The sequence below is a fragment of the Curtobacterium sp. Leaf261 genome (genome assembly GCF_001422205.1).
In the GTDB taxonomy this organism is placed as follows: domain Bacteria; phylum Actinomycetota; class Actinomycetes; order Actinomycetales; family Microbacteriaceae; genus Curtobacterium.
This window is the reverse complement of record NZ_LMMJ01000001.1, coordinates 579,230-592,752: the sequence shown is the minus strand read 5'-3', so window position 1 is coordinate 592,752 and position 13,523 is coordinate 579,230. Positions and strand designations below refer to the sequence as shown.

General features: G+C 71.6%; 14 protein-coding genes. 11 read left to right on the top strand and 3 right to left on the bottom strand.

Annotated elements, in window-relative coordinates; genetic code table 11:
• Positions 1–259: 259 nt before the first annotated feature.
• From ASF23_RS02610 to ASF23_RS02595, 4 genes are all read left to right on the top strand, one after another.
• Positions 260–907, top strand: a complete 648-nt coding sequence (locus ASF23_RS02610) for a hypothetical protein (RefSeq protein ID WP_055948397.1) — start codon at positions 260–262, stop codon at positions 905–907.
• 15 nt (positions 908–922) lie between these two features.
• Positions 923–1,924 carry a S26 family signal peptidase gene (locus ASF23_RS02605; RefSeq protein WP_055948394.1) on the top strand — a complete coding sequence of 334 codons (1,002 nt, stop codon included), beginning with the start codon at positions 923–925 and terminating at the stop codon, positions 1,922–1,924.
• A 44-nt stretch (positions 1,925–1,968) separates the two neighbouring features.
• Positions 1,969–3,264: a family 16 glycoside hydrolase gene (locus ASF23_RS02600; RefSeq protein WP_055948392.1), complete on the top strand. Its 1,296-nt coding sequence runs from the start codon at positions 1,969–1,971 to the stop codon at positions 3,262–3,264.
• Between the two features lie 133 nt (positions 3,265–3,397).
• Positions 3,398–4,102: a DUF1990 family protein gene (locus ASF23_RS02595; protein ID WP_055948389.1), complete on the top strand. Its 705-nt coding sequence runs from the start codon at positions 3,398–3,400 to the stop codon at positions 4,100–4,102.
• Between the two features lie 141 nt (positions 4,103–4,243).
• Here the strand turns inward: ASF23_RS02595 and ASF23_RS02590 are convergent, their stop codons facing one another.
• Positions 4,244–4,933 (bottom strand): HAD family hydrolase, encoded by a 690-nt coding sequence (locus ASF23_RS02590; protein ID WP_162236680.1) that lies wholly within the window; start codon positions 4,931–4,933, stop codon positions 4,244–4,246.
• A 53-nt stretch (positions 4,934–4,986) separates the two neighbouring features.
• On the opposite strand from ASF23_RS02590, the gene hemW reads away from it, so the two are divergent.
• Positions 4,987–6,225: a radical SAM family heme chaperone HemW gene (gene hemW / locus ASF23_RS02585; protein ID WP_055948384.1), complete on the top strand. Its 1,239-nt coding sequence runs from the start codon at positions 4,987–4,989 to the stop codon at positions 6,223–6,225.
• Between the two features lie 153 nt (positions 6,226–6,378).
• On the opposite strand, the gene ASF23_RS17650 is transcribed toward hemW, so the two are convergent.
• Entirely contained in the window at positions 6,379–6,969 is a 591-nt protein-coding gene (locus tag ASF23_RS17650; protein WP_082473779.1) for a DUF4870 domain-containing protein, read from the bottom strand.
• Between the two features lie 117 nt (positions 6,970–7,086).
• Here ASF23_RS17650 and hrcA point away from each other — a divergent pair, with 117 nt between their 5' ends.
• The 3 genes from hrcA (at position 7,087) to ASF23_RS02565 (ending at position 10,163) form a co-directional block, all read left to right on the top strand.
• Positions 7,087–8,124 carry a heat-inducible transcriptional repressor HrcA gene (gene hrcA, locus ASF23_RS02575; RefSeq protein ID WP_055948381.1) on the top strand — a complete coding sequence of 346 codons (1,038 nt, stop codon included), beginning with the start codon at positions 7,087–7,089 and terminating at the stop codon, positions 8,122–8,124.
• A gap of 141 nt (positions 8,125–8,265) precedes the next feature.
• Positions 8,266–9,381 carry a molecular chaperone DnaJ gene (gene dnaJ / locus ASF23_RS02570; RefSeq protein ID WP_055948378.1) on the top strand — a complete coding sequence of 372 codons (1,116 nt, stop codon included), beginning with the start codon at positions 8,266–8,268 and terminating at the stop codon, positions 9,379–9,381.
• 20 nt (positions 9,382–9,401) lie between these two features.
• Entirely contained in the window at positions 9,402–10,163 is a 762-nt protein-coding gene (locus tag ASF23_RS02565) for a 16S rRNA (uracil(1498)-N(3))-methyltransferase (RefSeq protein WP_055948375.1), read from the top strand.
• Between the two features lie 307 nt (positions 10,164–10,470).
• On the opposite strand, the gene ASF23_RS02560 is transcribed toward ASF23_RS02565, so the two are convergent.
• Complete coding sequence (locus ASF23_RS02560; protein ID WP_055948372.1) at positions 10,471–11,397, bottom strand: hypothetical protein; 927 nt, start codon at positions 11,395–11,397, stop codon at positions 10,471–10,473.
• 242 nt (positions 11,398–11,639) lie between these two features.
• Between ASF23_RS02560 and ASF23_RS02555 the strand changes: the two genes are divergently transcribed.
• The 3 genes from ASF23_RS02555 to ybeY all read left to right on the top strand — a co-directional run bounded on the left by ASF23_RS02555 (position 11,640) and on the right by ybeY (position 13,523).
• Complete coding sequence (locus ASF23_RS02555; RefSeq protein ID WP_055948371.1) at positions 11,640–11,993, top strand: HIT domain-containing protein; 354 nt, start codon at positions 11,640–11,642, stop codon at positions 11,991–11,993.
• A gap of 85 nt (positions 11,994–12,078) precedes the next feature.
• Complete coding sequence (locus ASF23_RS02550; protein ID WP_055949156.1) at positions 12,079–13,065, top strand: PhoH family protein; 987 nt, start codon at positions 12,079–12,081, stop codon at positions 13,063–13,065.
• A complete protein-coding gene (gene ybeY / locus ASF23_RS02545) occupies positions 13,062–13,523 on the top strand; it encodes an rRNA maturation RNase YbeY (protein WP_055948368.1) in 462 nt (153 codons plus the stop codon). The genes ASF23_RS02550 and ybeY overlap by 4 nt, the downstream gene beginning before the upstream one ends.

The window sequence follows — 13,523 nt, the reverse complement described above, 5'->3', positions numbered from 1 at the left end:
CTGGGCGGCCATCCGGGGTCCCCAGTTCGAGGGGCGAGATGCCGTGCGGTGCGCGATGCGGCCCCGGTTCCGCCCCGTGAACGCGGGTAGAGCGGTCGGTGTACCCGCGGAGTGGGGGACTCAACGGGGTACAGCTGTGCATACTCTCGGCTTCGAGCTGCTGATCCGGCTCGCACCAGCGTCGCGGTGATCCCCGGGGGAACCACGACGTCCGCGCCCGCGGAACCCGACCCCGGACGTCAGCGAAGGTACCGTTCCCATGTCGAAGCACGCCGTCTCACCACTCCGCGTTGGGCGCCTCCGGTTCACCCCGATCGCGATCGCGACCGGCCTCGCGGCGGCGCTCGCGCTCTCGCTCTCGCTCACGGGCACGATGTCCGCGTTCACGGCGAGCATCAGGAACGACACGAACACGCTTTCCACCGGCACCATCACCATGCAGGAGACCTCGGGCTCGACCACGTGCAACAGCAACGACGGGACGAGCGCCTCCGTCGCGACGAACACGTTCACCTGTTCGACGATCAACAAGTTCGGCGGGACGACCGGTGTGGTCCCGAACCAGACGATCACGACGAACCTGTCGTTCAAGAACAGCGGTTCGGCGAAGGCCAGCACGTTCACGCTCCTCGGCGGGACCTGCGCGCAGGGCACCGTGAGCAGCGCGAACGGCGGCGCCACGGACCTGTGCAGCAAGCTCAACGTCAGCCTCACCGCGAACGGCACGGCCGTGACCGGGCTGACGACCCTCGCAGCCCTCGCCGGCACGACCGTCACGATCCCCGGCGGTGCCGCGGCGAACACGACGGTCCCGCTCGTGCTCACCGTGACCCTCGACTCGAGTGCCGCGAACACCTACCAGGGTCTGACCGCGTCGATGCCCCTGACCTGGACGTTCTCCAGCTGAGATGACACCTCGACGATGAGCGGGAGCCACGCAGCGGTCACCGGACCGGCCACCACGGCCGGTACCGGTCGTCCGCGCGCGCTCGGTGGCTCCCGTTCGTCGAGCGGCACTCCAGCTCGGGAGCAGTGGTCGGCGGCCGTGGAGTCGGCGCCGACCCGCGTGCACCGACGGCCGCTCCTGCCGCTCGTGGTGTTCCTCGTGGTGGTCCTCGCGGTCCTCCTCGCCGCGCTCGCAGGGGCGGCGTCGTCCGGCGCGCGGTGGTTCGACGTGCAGACGCCCTCGATGGGCACCGCGGCGCCGGTCGGGAGCCTCGTCGTCACCCGCCCCGTCGCGATCGAGCGGCTGCGAGTCGGGGACGTGGTGAGCTTCACACCGCCGACCGAGCGCGGCGAGACCTACACGCACCGGGTCGTCGAGCACCCGACGCCCGACACCGTGCGGACACGCGGTGACATCAACGGTGCCGAGGACCCCTGGACCCTGCACCAGTCGGACGTCGTCGGCCGAGCCGCCCTGATCATGCCCGGGGTCGGGTGGGTGTTCCGTGCGCTGCCGCTCCTCGTGATCGGCGCACTCGCCGTGTGGGCCGGCTCGTCGCTGCTCCGTCGGCCGGACCACCGGTCCGCGGCGCGCGTGCTCGGTGTCTCGCTGGTCGTCGCGGTCACGGGCGCGGTCATCCGGCCGTTCGTGGCGGCGACGCTCGTCGAGACGACCACGAACACCGACCGTCCCGTCGCGGTCGTGGTGTCGACGGGCCTCCTGCCCACGACCGTGTCGGTCGAGGGCGGCCCCTCGGTGCACCTGCACGCCGGCGAGGTCGGTCGACTCCCGCTCGCGCCGTCCGGGGGGAGCGCGCACCACCTGATGGTCGGGATCGACCTCGACCCGATCGGCTGGGCCGTCTGTCTCGCCGTCGCCGCCCTGCCACTGCTCTGGTGCCTCGTCGTCGGGCTGCCCCGGCCCCACCCGCTCGGCGACACGGCGCGCACCGATGACGCGATCGGCGGGACGGCATGAGCCGCCGGCGGTCCGCTCACCGGACACCGCGCCGGACCGGGGGCGTGCTCCTCGGGCTGTTCGCGCGACCGACGACGGCACTGACGGCCGTGGTCGTCGCGGTCCTCGTGGTGCTCGGGCTGACGGTCCCGGCGACCGAGGGTGCCTTCGTGGCCAAGGTCGCGAACTCGCAGAACACGATGTCGACCGCCACGAGCTTCAACCCCGGCACACTGCCCTACCGCTCGAACTTCGCCGGGAGCGATGCCGGCTGGACGACCTACGGCGGTTCGTGGCAGACCAGCACCGTCAGCGGCTTCGGCATGTACGCCGACTCTGCGGGCGGCAACGGCGGCAACAAGTCGATCACCGGATCGACGGGCTGGACCGACTACACCGTGCAGACCGACGTCAAGATCGACGCCGGGTCGCAGGCGGGCCTCGTCTTCCGCGTCACGAACCCGAGCATCGGCACGGACGCGTTCACCGGGTACTACGCGGCGGTCAACACCGCGAACGAGCTGTTCCTCGGCAAGATGGACGGTTCTGGCGGCTACACCCAGCTGCAGAGCACGCCGATCGCGAGCAGCATCGCCCTGAACACCTGGTACCACATCGTCGTCCAGGCGGTCGGCTGCACGTTCACGGTGTCCCAGACGACCACCGGGGCGAACACCTGGACGGCGTTCACCTACACGGACACCGGCTGCACCCAGACCGCGGGTGCGATCGGTGTCCGCGACCAGGGGTCGAAGGCGTCCTGGCGGTTCCTGACCGCGACCGCGGGGGGCACGACCTCGACGAGTGTCTCCCCGTTGAACGTCGCCATCCGCGGTGGGTCCTTCCCGAACGCGACCGCGTACGGCGGGACCTACACCTTCGACCAGCAGGCCGAGACGATCTCGAACACCGCCGGCGGGAGCGGTGACAAGTACGTCGAGAACACCTCGTGGGGTGACATGACCCTGACCGGGGACGCTCGGTTCGACGGGACGCTCGACAACCGGGACATCGGGTTCATCGTCCGGGTGTCGAACCCCACTCGCGGCACCGACTCGCTGACCGCGTTCTACGTGGGCCTCGGCAAGACCGGCCTCATCCTCGGGGCGCAGAACAACGGCTACTCGGGCAGGGGCCCGACACCACTCGGCCGGACCGTCACCCAGGGGGAGTGGTGGCACCTGACGGTCGAGGTCGTCGGGTGCAAGGTCACCGCGACGGCCTCCCCGTCCCTCGGCGGCCCGGCGGTGCAGAACTCCTTCGACTACGGCGCCGGATGTCCGCAGTCGGCGGGGTCGATCGGCATCCGGACCCTCGGTGCGACGGCCAGCTGGCGGAACATCGCCGTCACCCCGCGCTGAGCCCGACCCAGCACGCGAGGCTCACGGCCGAGCAACCCTGCACGGCGAGCCCTCGGAACCGCGCGCGGCCCGGACCCGCCCGCGTCGACACCGCCGCGCAGCCCATCAGCCCGCGATCGGTACGATGTCAGGCATGAGCACCCGCGGCACCCACCGGCCGACCGACCTGAGCTACGGCGCCGTCGGTGCGACCCAGGCCCCCGACCTGATGACGTTCCCGCCGGAGGGCTTCGTCCCGACGGAGGACCGCACGCGCATCGGCCACGGTGACCAGCGCTTCGAGACGGCATGGATCCAGACGCTGACGTGGCAGATCCAGGAGCGCAGCGGGATCAGCGTGCACGTGGACAGCGTGCCGCCGGAGGACGAGGTCGGGTACACCCCGGTCTCCTTCGACGACGAGGGCAAGCCGGTCTCCGCCGCGTCGGTCGGCACCGAGACGACCGCCCGGTTCGCCCCGGACGGCACCCCGCTCCTCCGAGCAGGCACCGTCGCGACGCTCACGATGCACGCGTACGGGCGCACCGTCCAGGCGCCGGTGCGCGTCGTCGCCGTGTACGACGAGCCGGACCGCAAGGGCTTCGCCTACGGCACGCTCGACGGGCACCCGGTCTCCGGCGAGGAGTCCTTCGTCGTCGAGCGCACCACGGACGGCTCGGTGTGGCTGCAGATCCGCCAGTTCTCCCAGCCCGCCAGCCGGAAGTGGGCGCTCGCCGCACCGCTCCTGAAGCGGGAGCAGCGTCGCATGGCCGAGGCGTACCTCCAGGCCTTGGTCGGCACCGAGGTCCAGCCGGGCCCGGCCGACGGACCGGACCGCCTCACCGGCCCGGCCGACTGACGGACCCACGCGTCCCGCGCGTCCCGCGTGGCATCAGGGTGTTCTGAACACCCCCGTCCATCGTGAACACCCGGGAACGCGTGTTCCGGCTGGACGACGGTGTTCAGGACGGCCGGGGGACCGCGCGCCCGCACACCGCCGTCAGGCGAGCGGCGGCAGCGCGGCGATCGCGTCGAGGATGAGATCCGCGTCCACCACGCAGTCCCGCGCCACCGTGACCGCTCCGGTCGCCCGGAGCGCCTCGACGTCGAAGACCCCGGTCGCGACCGCGAGGAACGGGATGCCGACGGCGTCGGCCGCCTCGCCGTCGCGCGGGGTGTCCCCGACGATGACGGCTCGCCGGCCGCTGAGCGCCGATGCCGCCCGGCGCGTGATGTCCGATCGCGCAACGTCCTGCTCGCCGAAGTAGGAGTGCTCCCAGTCGAACGCCCGGACGTCGAGCCCCGCGCCGCGCAGCTTCACCTCGGCGCGGAACGCGGAGTTGCCCGTCAGGAGCCCCGAGTGCCAGCCCCGCTCGGCCATCCGCGCGACGAGGGCGACGACCCCGGCAGCGGCCGTCCGGTGGTCCCCGGCGCGACTCCGCTCGGCGGACAGGTCCTGCAGATGCCCGCTCACGGTGCCGCGGAGACCGCCGTCGAGGCCGTGTGCCTCGAGGTGGTCCGCGATGATCCCGGCGTCTGTCCGCCCGTGCTGGTGCCCGACGAGCTGCTCCAGGTCGTGCCCAACGGTCCGCTCGAGCGCCAGGTGGTAGAGGTTGCCCGGCGAGGAGGCGTTGTACACGAGCGTGCCGTCGATGTCCCAGAGCACGACGGTCTCCACTGGGTTCGTCATACGGACCATCATGGCGGACCGGCCTCGCCTCGCGCGATGGGACAATGGAGCCCATGCCCAGCGCCCTGCCGATCGCCGACCCGGCCCCCGCCGACGGACTCATCGATCCCGCCGGAGGGCCCGACGAACAGCCCCTCGGGGTCGATGCCGTTCCCTTCGGGGTCTACGTCCACGTACCGTTCTGCCGGGTCCGCTGCGGGTACTGCGACTTCAACACCTACACCGCGTCCGAACTCCGCGGAGTCCGTCGGGACGACTACGCCGGGCACGCCCTCCGCGAGATCGCCTTCGCGCGCGAGGTCCTCGAGCGCTCCGGCGTGGCACCGCGTCCGGTGTCGACCGTGTTCTTCGGCGGCGGCACCCCGACGATGCTCCCCGCCGACGACCTCGTGTCGATCCTCCGCGCGATCGACGACACCTGGGGGATCCTCCCGGGTGCCGAGGTGACGACGGAGGCGAACCCCGACTCCGTCGACGCCGAGAGCCTCGCGACCCTGCACCGCGGCGGGTTCAACCGGGTGAGCTTCGGCATGCAGTCCGCCGTGCCGAGCGTCCTCGCGACCCTCGACCGGACGCACGACCCCGACCGTGTCCCGCTCGTGGTCGACGCCGCGCGCCGCGAGGGGCTCGACGTCAGCCTCGACCTCATCTACTCCACGCCGGGGGAGACCCTCGACGACTGGCGCACCTCCCTCGACGCGGCGATCGCCTGCGAGCCCGACCACGTGTCCGCGTACTCGCTCATCGTCGAGGAGGGCACCGCGATGGGTCGGTCCGTCGCCAAGGGACTGCTGCCGGCACCCGACGACGACGTCGCGGCGGACATGTACGAGGAGGCCGACGCCCGCCTCGGGGCGGCGGGCTACGGCTGGTACGAGGTCTCGAACTGGGCGCGCGGTGATGAGCACGCGAGCCGACACAACCTGTCCTACTGGAAGGGCCACGACTGGTGGGGCGTCGGGCCCGGTGCGCACTCGAGCGTCGCCGGCACCCGCTGGTGGAACGTCAAGCACCCCGCCGCGTACGCCGACCGGGTGCTCGGCGACGTGTCACCCGCGGCCGGGCGCGAGGTCCTCGACACCGAGACGCGGTACGTCGAGCGGGTGCTCCTCGCCGCCCGGGTGCGTGGCGAGCTCCGGACCGACGAGCTCCGACCGGAGGCCCGTGGCCGGGTCGCCGGGCTCATCGCACGCGGGCTCGTCGACGGGCGCGCTGCGCTCGCCGGTCGCATCGACCTGACGCTCACCGGCCGCCTGCTGGCGGACGCCGTGGTGCGGGAGCTGCTCGACTGACGGACCGCAGGACTGTCGGACTGGAGGGACGGGTCGGCCTGGCACCGTCCCTCCAGTCCGGCGCTGCGGAGTCCGCACAACGCACCGTTGGCCGCTTCTCGCAGGGAAATTTCCCTGCGAGAAGCGGCCAACCTGGTGTTTCGCGGGAGGGGGCTACTGCTTGATGAACTCGATCGACAGCGGGTAGCGGTAGAACTCGCCCGCGTTCGCCTTGACGGCCGCGATGATGCCGAAGACCACGGACACGACCCAGACCGCGAGCCCGATGAGCACACCGATCCCGAGCCACGACGTGATGACGCCGACGAAGTACGCGATGGCCATCGTGATGTGGAAGTTGAGCGCGACGCGGGTGTGCTCGCGGACGAACGGACCGCGGTCGCGCAGCACGAGGTACGCGATGAGCGGCCCGATGAAGGTGAAGAGGATCCCGCTGATGTGCGTCAGCGTCGACCAGAGGCGCTGGTCCTCCGGCCGGAGCGGCTGCGGTGGCGCGTAGCCGTAGCCCTGCTGGAAGCCCTGCGCGTACCCCGGCTGCTGCTCGTAGGACGGCGGACCGTACCCCTGGCTCGGCGGCTGCTGGTAGCTCTGTCCGTAGCCCTGGCCCTGCGGCTGGCCGTACCCGGGTGCCTGCTGGCCCTGCGGCTGGCCGTACCCGGGTGCCTGCTGGCCCTGCCCGTGCTGGCCGTACCCGTCGTCGGGCTGGTCGGGCTGTCCGTTGTCGTTCGGCGGTGTCGCGGTCATGCCGAGAGCGTATCGGGCGGCACTCGGCCGCCGCATCCGCCGGGCGTAGGATGAGCACTCGGCATCGACGAGTGCCAGCAGGAGTGCCAGCACGGCGGAGCCAGGACGGGGAGGGACATGGTCAACGACCGGAGTCTCGAGGTCCTCAAGGCGATCGTCCGTGACTACGTCGACTCCCGCGAACCCGTCGGGTCGAAGTCCATCGTCGAGCGCCACGCGTTCGGCGTCTCGGCGGCGACGATCCGGAACGACATGGCCCTCCTCGAGGAGGAGCAGCTCATCGTCGCCCCGCACACCTCCTCCGGACGGGTGCCGACGGACAAGGGCTACCGCGTCTTCGTGAACCACCTGGCCGAGGCTCGCCCGCTCTCGAGCGCCCAGCGGCACGCCATCGAGACCTTCCTCCGGCCCTCGAACGACCTCGACGAGACCCTCGGCCGCACCGTCCGACTGCTCAGCCAGCTCACGAACCAGGTCGCCCTGGTGCAGTACCCGTCGATGATCCGCGCGCGCATCAGGCACATCGAGCTCGTCCGCCTGAGCGACACGCGGCTCATGACGGTGCTGATCACCGACACCGCCCGGGTCGAGCAGCGCATCCTCGAGACCGACGTCGGCATCGGCGACGAGGCGCTCGCCGAACTCCGGGGCGTGGTGAACGCCGCCGCCGGTGGCCTCCTGCTGCAGGACGTCCGGGCAGTGCTCCTCGGCATCCCGGAGCGCGTCCACCCGGAACTGCAGGCGCTCGCGGGGCTCGTCGTCGCGGCGCTCGTCGAACAGATCGGCGCGAACCGGCAGGACCGGCTCGTGATGGCGGGCGCTGCGAACCTCGCGAAGAGCGAGGACGACTTCGCCGGCGGGCTCTTCCCGGTGCTCGAGGCGATCGAGGAGCAGGTGACACTGCTCCGGCTGTTCGGCGAGATGCAGCTCGACGCCGTCGCGGTGGCGGCGAGCATCGGGCGCGAGAACAGCGCGTACCTCGGTGGCGCTGCGGGACTCGACGCGACGAGCGTCGTCGCCGGTGGCTACACGGCCGCCGGGGGCGAGGTGGCTCGCCTCGGCGTGCTCGGACCGACGAGGATGGACTACGGCTCGAACATCGCCGCCGTCCGCGCCGTCGCCAGGTACCTCTCCGGGCTCCTGGGTGAGAATTGACACCCGGCCCGACCGCCGGCCCCTGAACCCGCTGCTCCGGCAGCACCCCGCTGCTCCGGCAGCACCCCCGCTGCTCCTGCAGCACTCCCGCTGCTCCGGCAGCGTCCCTTGACCAGAACCATCCCGACCGACTGAGGTGCTGTGGCAGACCACTACGACGTTCTCGGCGTCACCCGTGACGCGTCCGAGGCCGACATCAAGAAGGCGTACCGACGCCTCGCGCGCGAACTCCACCCGGACGTGAACTCCGCGCCGGAGGCGGCCGAGCGGTTCAAGGACGTCACGCACGCGTACGACGTCCTGAGCGACCCCTCCCAGCGTCGGCGCTACGACATGGGCCCGCAGGGCGAGAGCCCGTTCGGTGGCGGGGCCGCCGCTGGCGGGTTCGGCGACATCTTCGACGCGTTCTTCGGCGGCGGCGGTGGTGGCCGCGGCTCCGGACCGCGCTCGCGGGCCGAGCGTGGTCAGGACGCCCTGCTCCGTGTGGAGGTCGACCTCGACGAGGTCGTCTTCGGTGCGCGCAAGGATCTCGAGGTCGACACGGCCGTGCTCTGCGAGACCTGTGACGGCTCGTGCTGCGCGCCGGGCACCGGGCCGCGGACCTGCGACATCTGCGGTGGCTCCGGTCACATCCAGCGCACCGTCCGTTCGCTCCTCGGCAACGTGGTGACGAGCGCACCCTGCGGTACCTGCCGCGGGTACGGCACCGTCATCCCGAACCCCTGCCCGACGTGCCAGGGACAGGGCCGCGTCCGCGCACGCCGCAACATCGAGGTCGACATCCCCGCCGGCGTCGACACCGGGCTCCGGCTGCAGATGCCGGGCCAGGGCGAGGTCGGCCAGGCCGGCGGACCCGCGGGCGACCTGTACCTCGAGATGAAGGTGCGGCACCACGACGTCTACAGCCGCGACGGCGACGACCTCCTCGCGACGCTCGAGGTCCAGATGACCGACGCGATCCTCGGCACCACCACGAAGATCGACGGACTCGACGGCAGCGTCGAGCTCGAGATCCGCGCCGGTGTGCAGAGCGCTGACGTGCTGACGATCAAGGACCGCGGCATCACGAAGCTCCGCGGCAGTGGCCGCGGGGACCTGAAGATCGGCATCCAGGTCGTCACGCCCACCAAGCTGTCCCACCGGGAGCGTGAGCTCATCGAGTCGCTCGCCAAGGCACGCAAGGGACCGCAGCCCCAGCTCGCACGGTTCCAACAGGGCCTGTTCGGCAAGCTCCGCGACCGCTTCTTCACCTTCTAGACCGGCGGAGCGCGCGGCAGATGGCATCGCAGTACCTCGTCGACTCCCTCGAGGACGTCTCGATCGGCTCGGTCGTCGTGCTCGACGGTCCGGAGGGTCGACATGCCGTGACCGTCACGCGGGTGCGCGCCGGGGAGACCCTGCGCATCGCGGACGGTCGCGGCACGGTCGTCACCGGGACGGTGGCGTCGCTCGGCAAGGACACGTTGACCCTGACGGTGTCCTCCGTGGACGTCGAGCCACGACCGCTGCCGGCGCTGGTGCTCGTGCAGGCCCTCGCCAAGGGCGGCCGCGACGAGATGGCGGTGCAGGCTGCGACCGAGATCGGCGCGGACGCGATCGTGCCGTGGTCGGCGTCGCGGAGCGTCTCCCGGTGGGATGGTCCGAAGATCGAGAAGGGTCGGGCCCGCTGGACGGCGATCGTGCACGAGGCGGCCAAGCAGTCGCTGCGGGCCCGCGTCCCCGAGACGGGTCCGCTCGCCACGACCGCGTCGCTCGCGCTGGCCGCCGGTGGCGCCGCAGCCGCCGGACTGGAGGAACGCACCACCCTGGTCCTGCTCGACCCGACCGCGGACCAGCGGCTGAGCACCTGGGACCCGCCGACGGACGCCGCAGCAATCGCCCTGGTCGTCGGTCCCGAGGGCGGGATCAGCGAGGCCGAGCTCGAGCGGTTGGAGTCCGCCGGGGCGGTGCGTGCCCGGCTGGGTGCGTCCGTCCTCCGCACGTCGACCGCCGGCCCGGCCGCACTGGCGATCCTGCAGGCGCGACTCGGTCGCTGGTAGCCGCGCTGTCCCTCCAGTCCGTTTCCCGGAGCACGCGCGGTCGGTGCCGTGCCGTGTGCGGTGCCGTGCCGTGCCGTGTGCGGTGGTCCGGACACCGGTTCGGGACATCGGACCGGGCTCGTTCGTGGGGCTGTTGTCCCGAACCGGTGTGCGAGGCGAGGTGCGGCGGGAAAGCGAGGCGAGGTGCGGTGTGCGGTGCGGCGCGGCTGGAGTCGGCAGGGTTGCGGCCCGACACCGGTTCGGGACAGGCGACCGTGCTCGTTCGTGGAGCTGGTGTCCCGAAACGGTCGGGTGGCGGCGGCGGCGATCAGGAACGCCGGACACCCGCGCGCAGCAGGATCTGCGCGAGTCGTTCCGGATGCTCGAGTGCGTCCCAGGTCCAGCGCGCGACCCCTCGGACCTTCGCGTGTCTGCGCAGGCCGTCCTCGCGGCGCTTCTCGTTCGTCAGCACGCGGGCGCCGTCCATGCCTCCGCGCGTGTACTTGACGTGCCCGTCGAACTCGCCGATCACGCCGAACTCCGGCCACCAGAAGTCCACCCGGCCGAGGAACCTGTCGTCGAGGCGGAACTCGACCTGCGTGCGCGGGGGCGGGAAGCCGAGCTCATCGATGACGACGCGACTGTAGGACTCTCCCGGGGAGTCCGCGTCCGGGTCCGCGAACGCCAGCGCGTCGCGAGCGCGACGGCTCCCGCGGACGGGTGTGAGGAGGTCGAGCGTCCGGACCGCATCCGCCTCCCGCACGAAGGCGTGCCCGATCGCGAAGTCGGCGACGGCGACGGCGTCCCGACGCTCGGACGTCATCAGCACGTCGCGGAGGGTGCGCAGGGGCGCGGTGACCCGTACACCATCGATCTCGATGACGTCGGCTGCGTCGAGTGCTGCGACGTGCCACCGCACGAGGGCGCCCGTGCGGGAGGTCGCCCGCTGGGGATCGGTCGCCTGGACGAGGCGTGGGTACGGACCGATCCGTGGCCACCCGAGCATCGCGGCTGCGGACTGGTGCGACACGGTCGCCCTGAAGTCCGGCCTCGTCGCCGCCGCGTGCACGAGCAGGAGGTGACGTTCGACGGGGCGGGCGCGGGACCAGATCGCGGCGTCGACGTACACACCGCGTGCGACGCGTTCCAGTGTGCCGCGGGCTGCTTCGCGGCTCAGCTGCCGGGCGCGCGAGTCCGTGGGTTGGACTGCGCGGCGGAGGAGCAGTCCCTCGACTGTCGAGGCGATGACGACCATGCTGCGATGCTGGCGGTGCCGGCGACCTCTCCGTGAGCCCGGAGGTCTGCCTGTGGACGGCTTCCTGGCTGTGGAGGACGGGGTGCTGGTGCGGCGACCCGCGCGAAGAGACCGGTTCGGGACATCGGGCGGCGGTCGTTCGTCGGTCGTCTGTCCCGAACCGGTGGACGGGGTGGGAGGAGTGTGCTGCGGGTTCCGGGCGGGAATGGGAGCGTGTCACCGCCGCGTTCTACGATGGACCCATGAGCACTGCCGAACCGAGCGTCTTCTCGCGGATCGTCGCGCGCGAGATCCCCGCGACGATCGTCGCCGAGACCGAACGCCTCATCGCCATCGAGGACATCGCGCCGAAGGCACCGGTGCACGTGCTCGTGATCCCGAAGACCGAGGCGTACGCGAACGTCGTCGAGCTGGCGGCGGGGGACCCCGGTCTCCTCGCCGAGCTGGTCGCCATGGCCGAGGGGATCGCCGCCGACCGTGCCGACGGCCAGTTCCGCCTCGTGTTCAACACCGGCGAGTCCGCCGGCCAGACCGTGTTCCACGTCCACGCCCACGTCCTCGCGGGCGACCTCCAGGAAGGCACCCTTGCCGCGTAGCACCACTGGGTCATCCCAGCACCCCGACGAGCAGCCAGCCACCGCGCCGGAGTCGACGTCGGAGCTCTCCGTCGACGGCATCGCGATGGTGCAGCTGCTCGGCCCGCAGGACCGGCTCCTCAAGACCGTCGAACGCCAGTACCCCGACGTGCGGGTGCTCGTCCGCGGCAACCGTGTGACGCTCACCGGTGCCGAGCGGGACGTCGCCCGTGCGCGAGCACTCGTCGACGAGCTCGTCACGATGGTCCGCCGCGGTCAGGAACTCGGCCAGGCGGACGTCTCGACCTCGGCGCGGGTCCTCGACGACGACCGTCGGCCCACCGATCTCTTCGGTACCCCGATCGTGTCGAGCCGCGGCAAGTCCGTCCGACCCAAGACGGACGGGCAGCGTGCCTACGTCGACGCGATCGACGAGAACACGATCACGTTCGGCATCGGCCCCGCCGGGACCGGCAAGACCTACCTCGCGATGGCGAAGGCCGTGCAGGCGCTCCAGCGTCGCGAGGTCGTCCGGATCATCCTGACACGGCCGGCGGTCGAGGCGGGCGAGAAGCTCGGGTTCCTGCCCGGCACCCTCACCGACAAGATCGACCCGTACCTGCGGCCGCTCTACGACGCGCTCAACGAGATGATGGACCCGGAGATCGTCCCGAAGCTCCTGGCGGCCGGCACGGTCGAGGTCGCCCCGCTCGCGTACATGCGCGGCCGGACGCTCAACGACTCGTTCGTCGTCCTCGACGAGGCGCAGAACACCACGCCGGAGCAGATGAAGATGTTCCTGACCCGACTGGGCTTCGGCTCGAAGATGGTCGTGACGGGCGACATCACCCAGGTCGACCTGCCGGCGCAGGCGAGCGGTCTCCGTCTCGTGACGGGCATCCTCGACGAGGTCGACGACATCCACTTCGCGCGGCTCACGAGCGACGACGTCGTCCGGCACTCGCTCGTCGGACGGATCGTCGACGCGTACTCCGTCTACGACGAGCAGAAGCTCGCCGAACAGCACCGCCTGGCCGAGCAGCACCGTCCGGCAGCGCAGCGCCCCACGACCGCCACAGGAGGCAGCCGGTGAGCATCGAACTGAACAACGAGTCGGGCGTCGAGGTCGACGAGGGGGCCATCCAGCGGCTCGCGGCGTTCGCGCTCGACACGATGCACGTGCACGCTGACGCCGAGCTCGCGATCGTGCTCGTCGACGAGGGCGCCATGGAGCAGCTCCACGTCCAGTGGATGGACGAGCCGGGCCCCACCGACGTGCTGAGCTTCCCGATGGACGAGCTCCGCCCGGGGACCGAGGACGACCCGACACCCGCCGGGCTCCTCGGCGACATCGTGCTCTGCCCGCAGGTCGCAGCGGAGCAGGCCACGACGGCCGGACACCCGACGATCGACGAGCTCCTCCTCCTCACCTGCCACGGCGTCCTGCACCTGCTCGGCTTCGACCACGCCGAGCCGGACGAGAAGGCCGAGATGTTCGGGATCCAGGGCGAGATCCTCACCGCCTTCGCCGCGCAGTCCGGCAGCCGGTGA

Excerpts from the sequence above, each read along its gene's own strand:
- ASF23_RS02560 (WP_055948372.1), bottom strand. The coding sequence starts at position 11,397 with ATGGTCGTCATCGCCTCGACAGTCGAGGGACTGCTCCTCCGCCGCGCA.
- hrcA (WP_055948381.1), top strand. The coding sequence starts at position 7,087 with ATGGTCAACGACCGGAGTCTCGAGGTCCTCAAGGCGATCGTCCGTGAC.
- ASF23_RS02595 (WP_055948389.1), top strand. The coding sequence starts at position 3,398 with ATGAGCACCCGCGGCACCCACCGGCCGACCGACCTGAGCTACGGCGCC.
- ASF23_RS02550 (WP_055949156.1), top strand. The coding sequence starts at position 12,079 with ATGGTGCAGCTGCTCGGCCCGCAGGACCGGCTCCTCAAGACCGTCGAA.
- ASF23_RS02555 (WP_055948371.1), top strand. The coding sequence starts at position 11,640 with ATGAGCACTGCCGAACCGAGCGTCTTCTCGCGGATCGTCGCGCGCGAG.
- ASF23_RS02605 (WP_055948394.1), top strand. The coding sequence starts at position 923 with ATGAGCGGGAGCCACGCAGCGGTCACCGGACCGGCCACCACGGCCGGT.
- ASF23_RS17650 (WP_082473779.1), bottom strand. The coding sequence starts at position 6,969 with ATGACCGCGACACCGCCGAACGACAACGGACAGCCCGACCAGCCCGAC.
- ASF23_RS02565 (WP_055948375.1), top strand. The coding sequence starts at position 9,402 with ATGGCATCGCAGTACCTCGTCGACTCCCTCGAGGACGTCTCGATCGGC.
- hemW (WP_055948384.1), top strand. The coding sequence starts at position 4,987 with ATGCCCAGCGCCCTGCCGATCGCCGACCCGGCCCCCGCCGACGGACTC.
- ASF23_RS02590 (WP_162236680.1), bottom strand. The coding sequence starts at position 4,933 with ATGACGAACCCAGTGGAGACCGTCGTGCTCTGGGACATCGACGGCACG.
- ASF23_RS02610 (WP_055948397.1), top strand. The coding sequence starts at position 260 with ATGTCGAAGCACGCCGTCTCACCACTCCGCGTTGGGCGCCTCCGGTTC.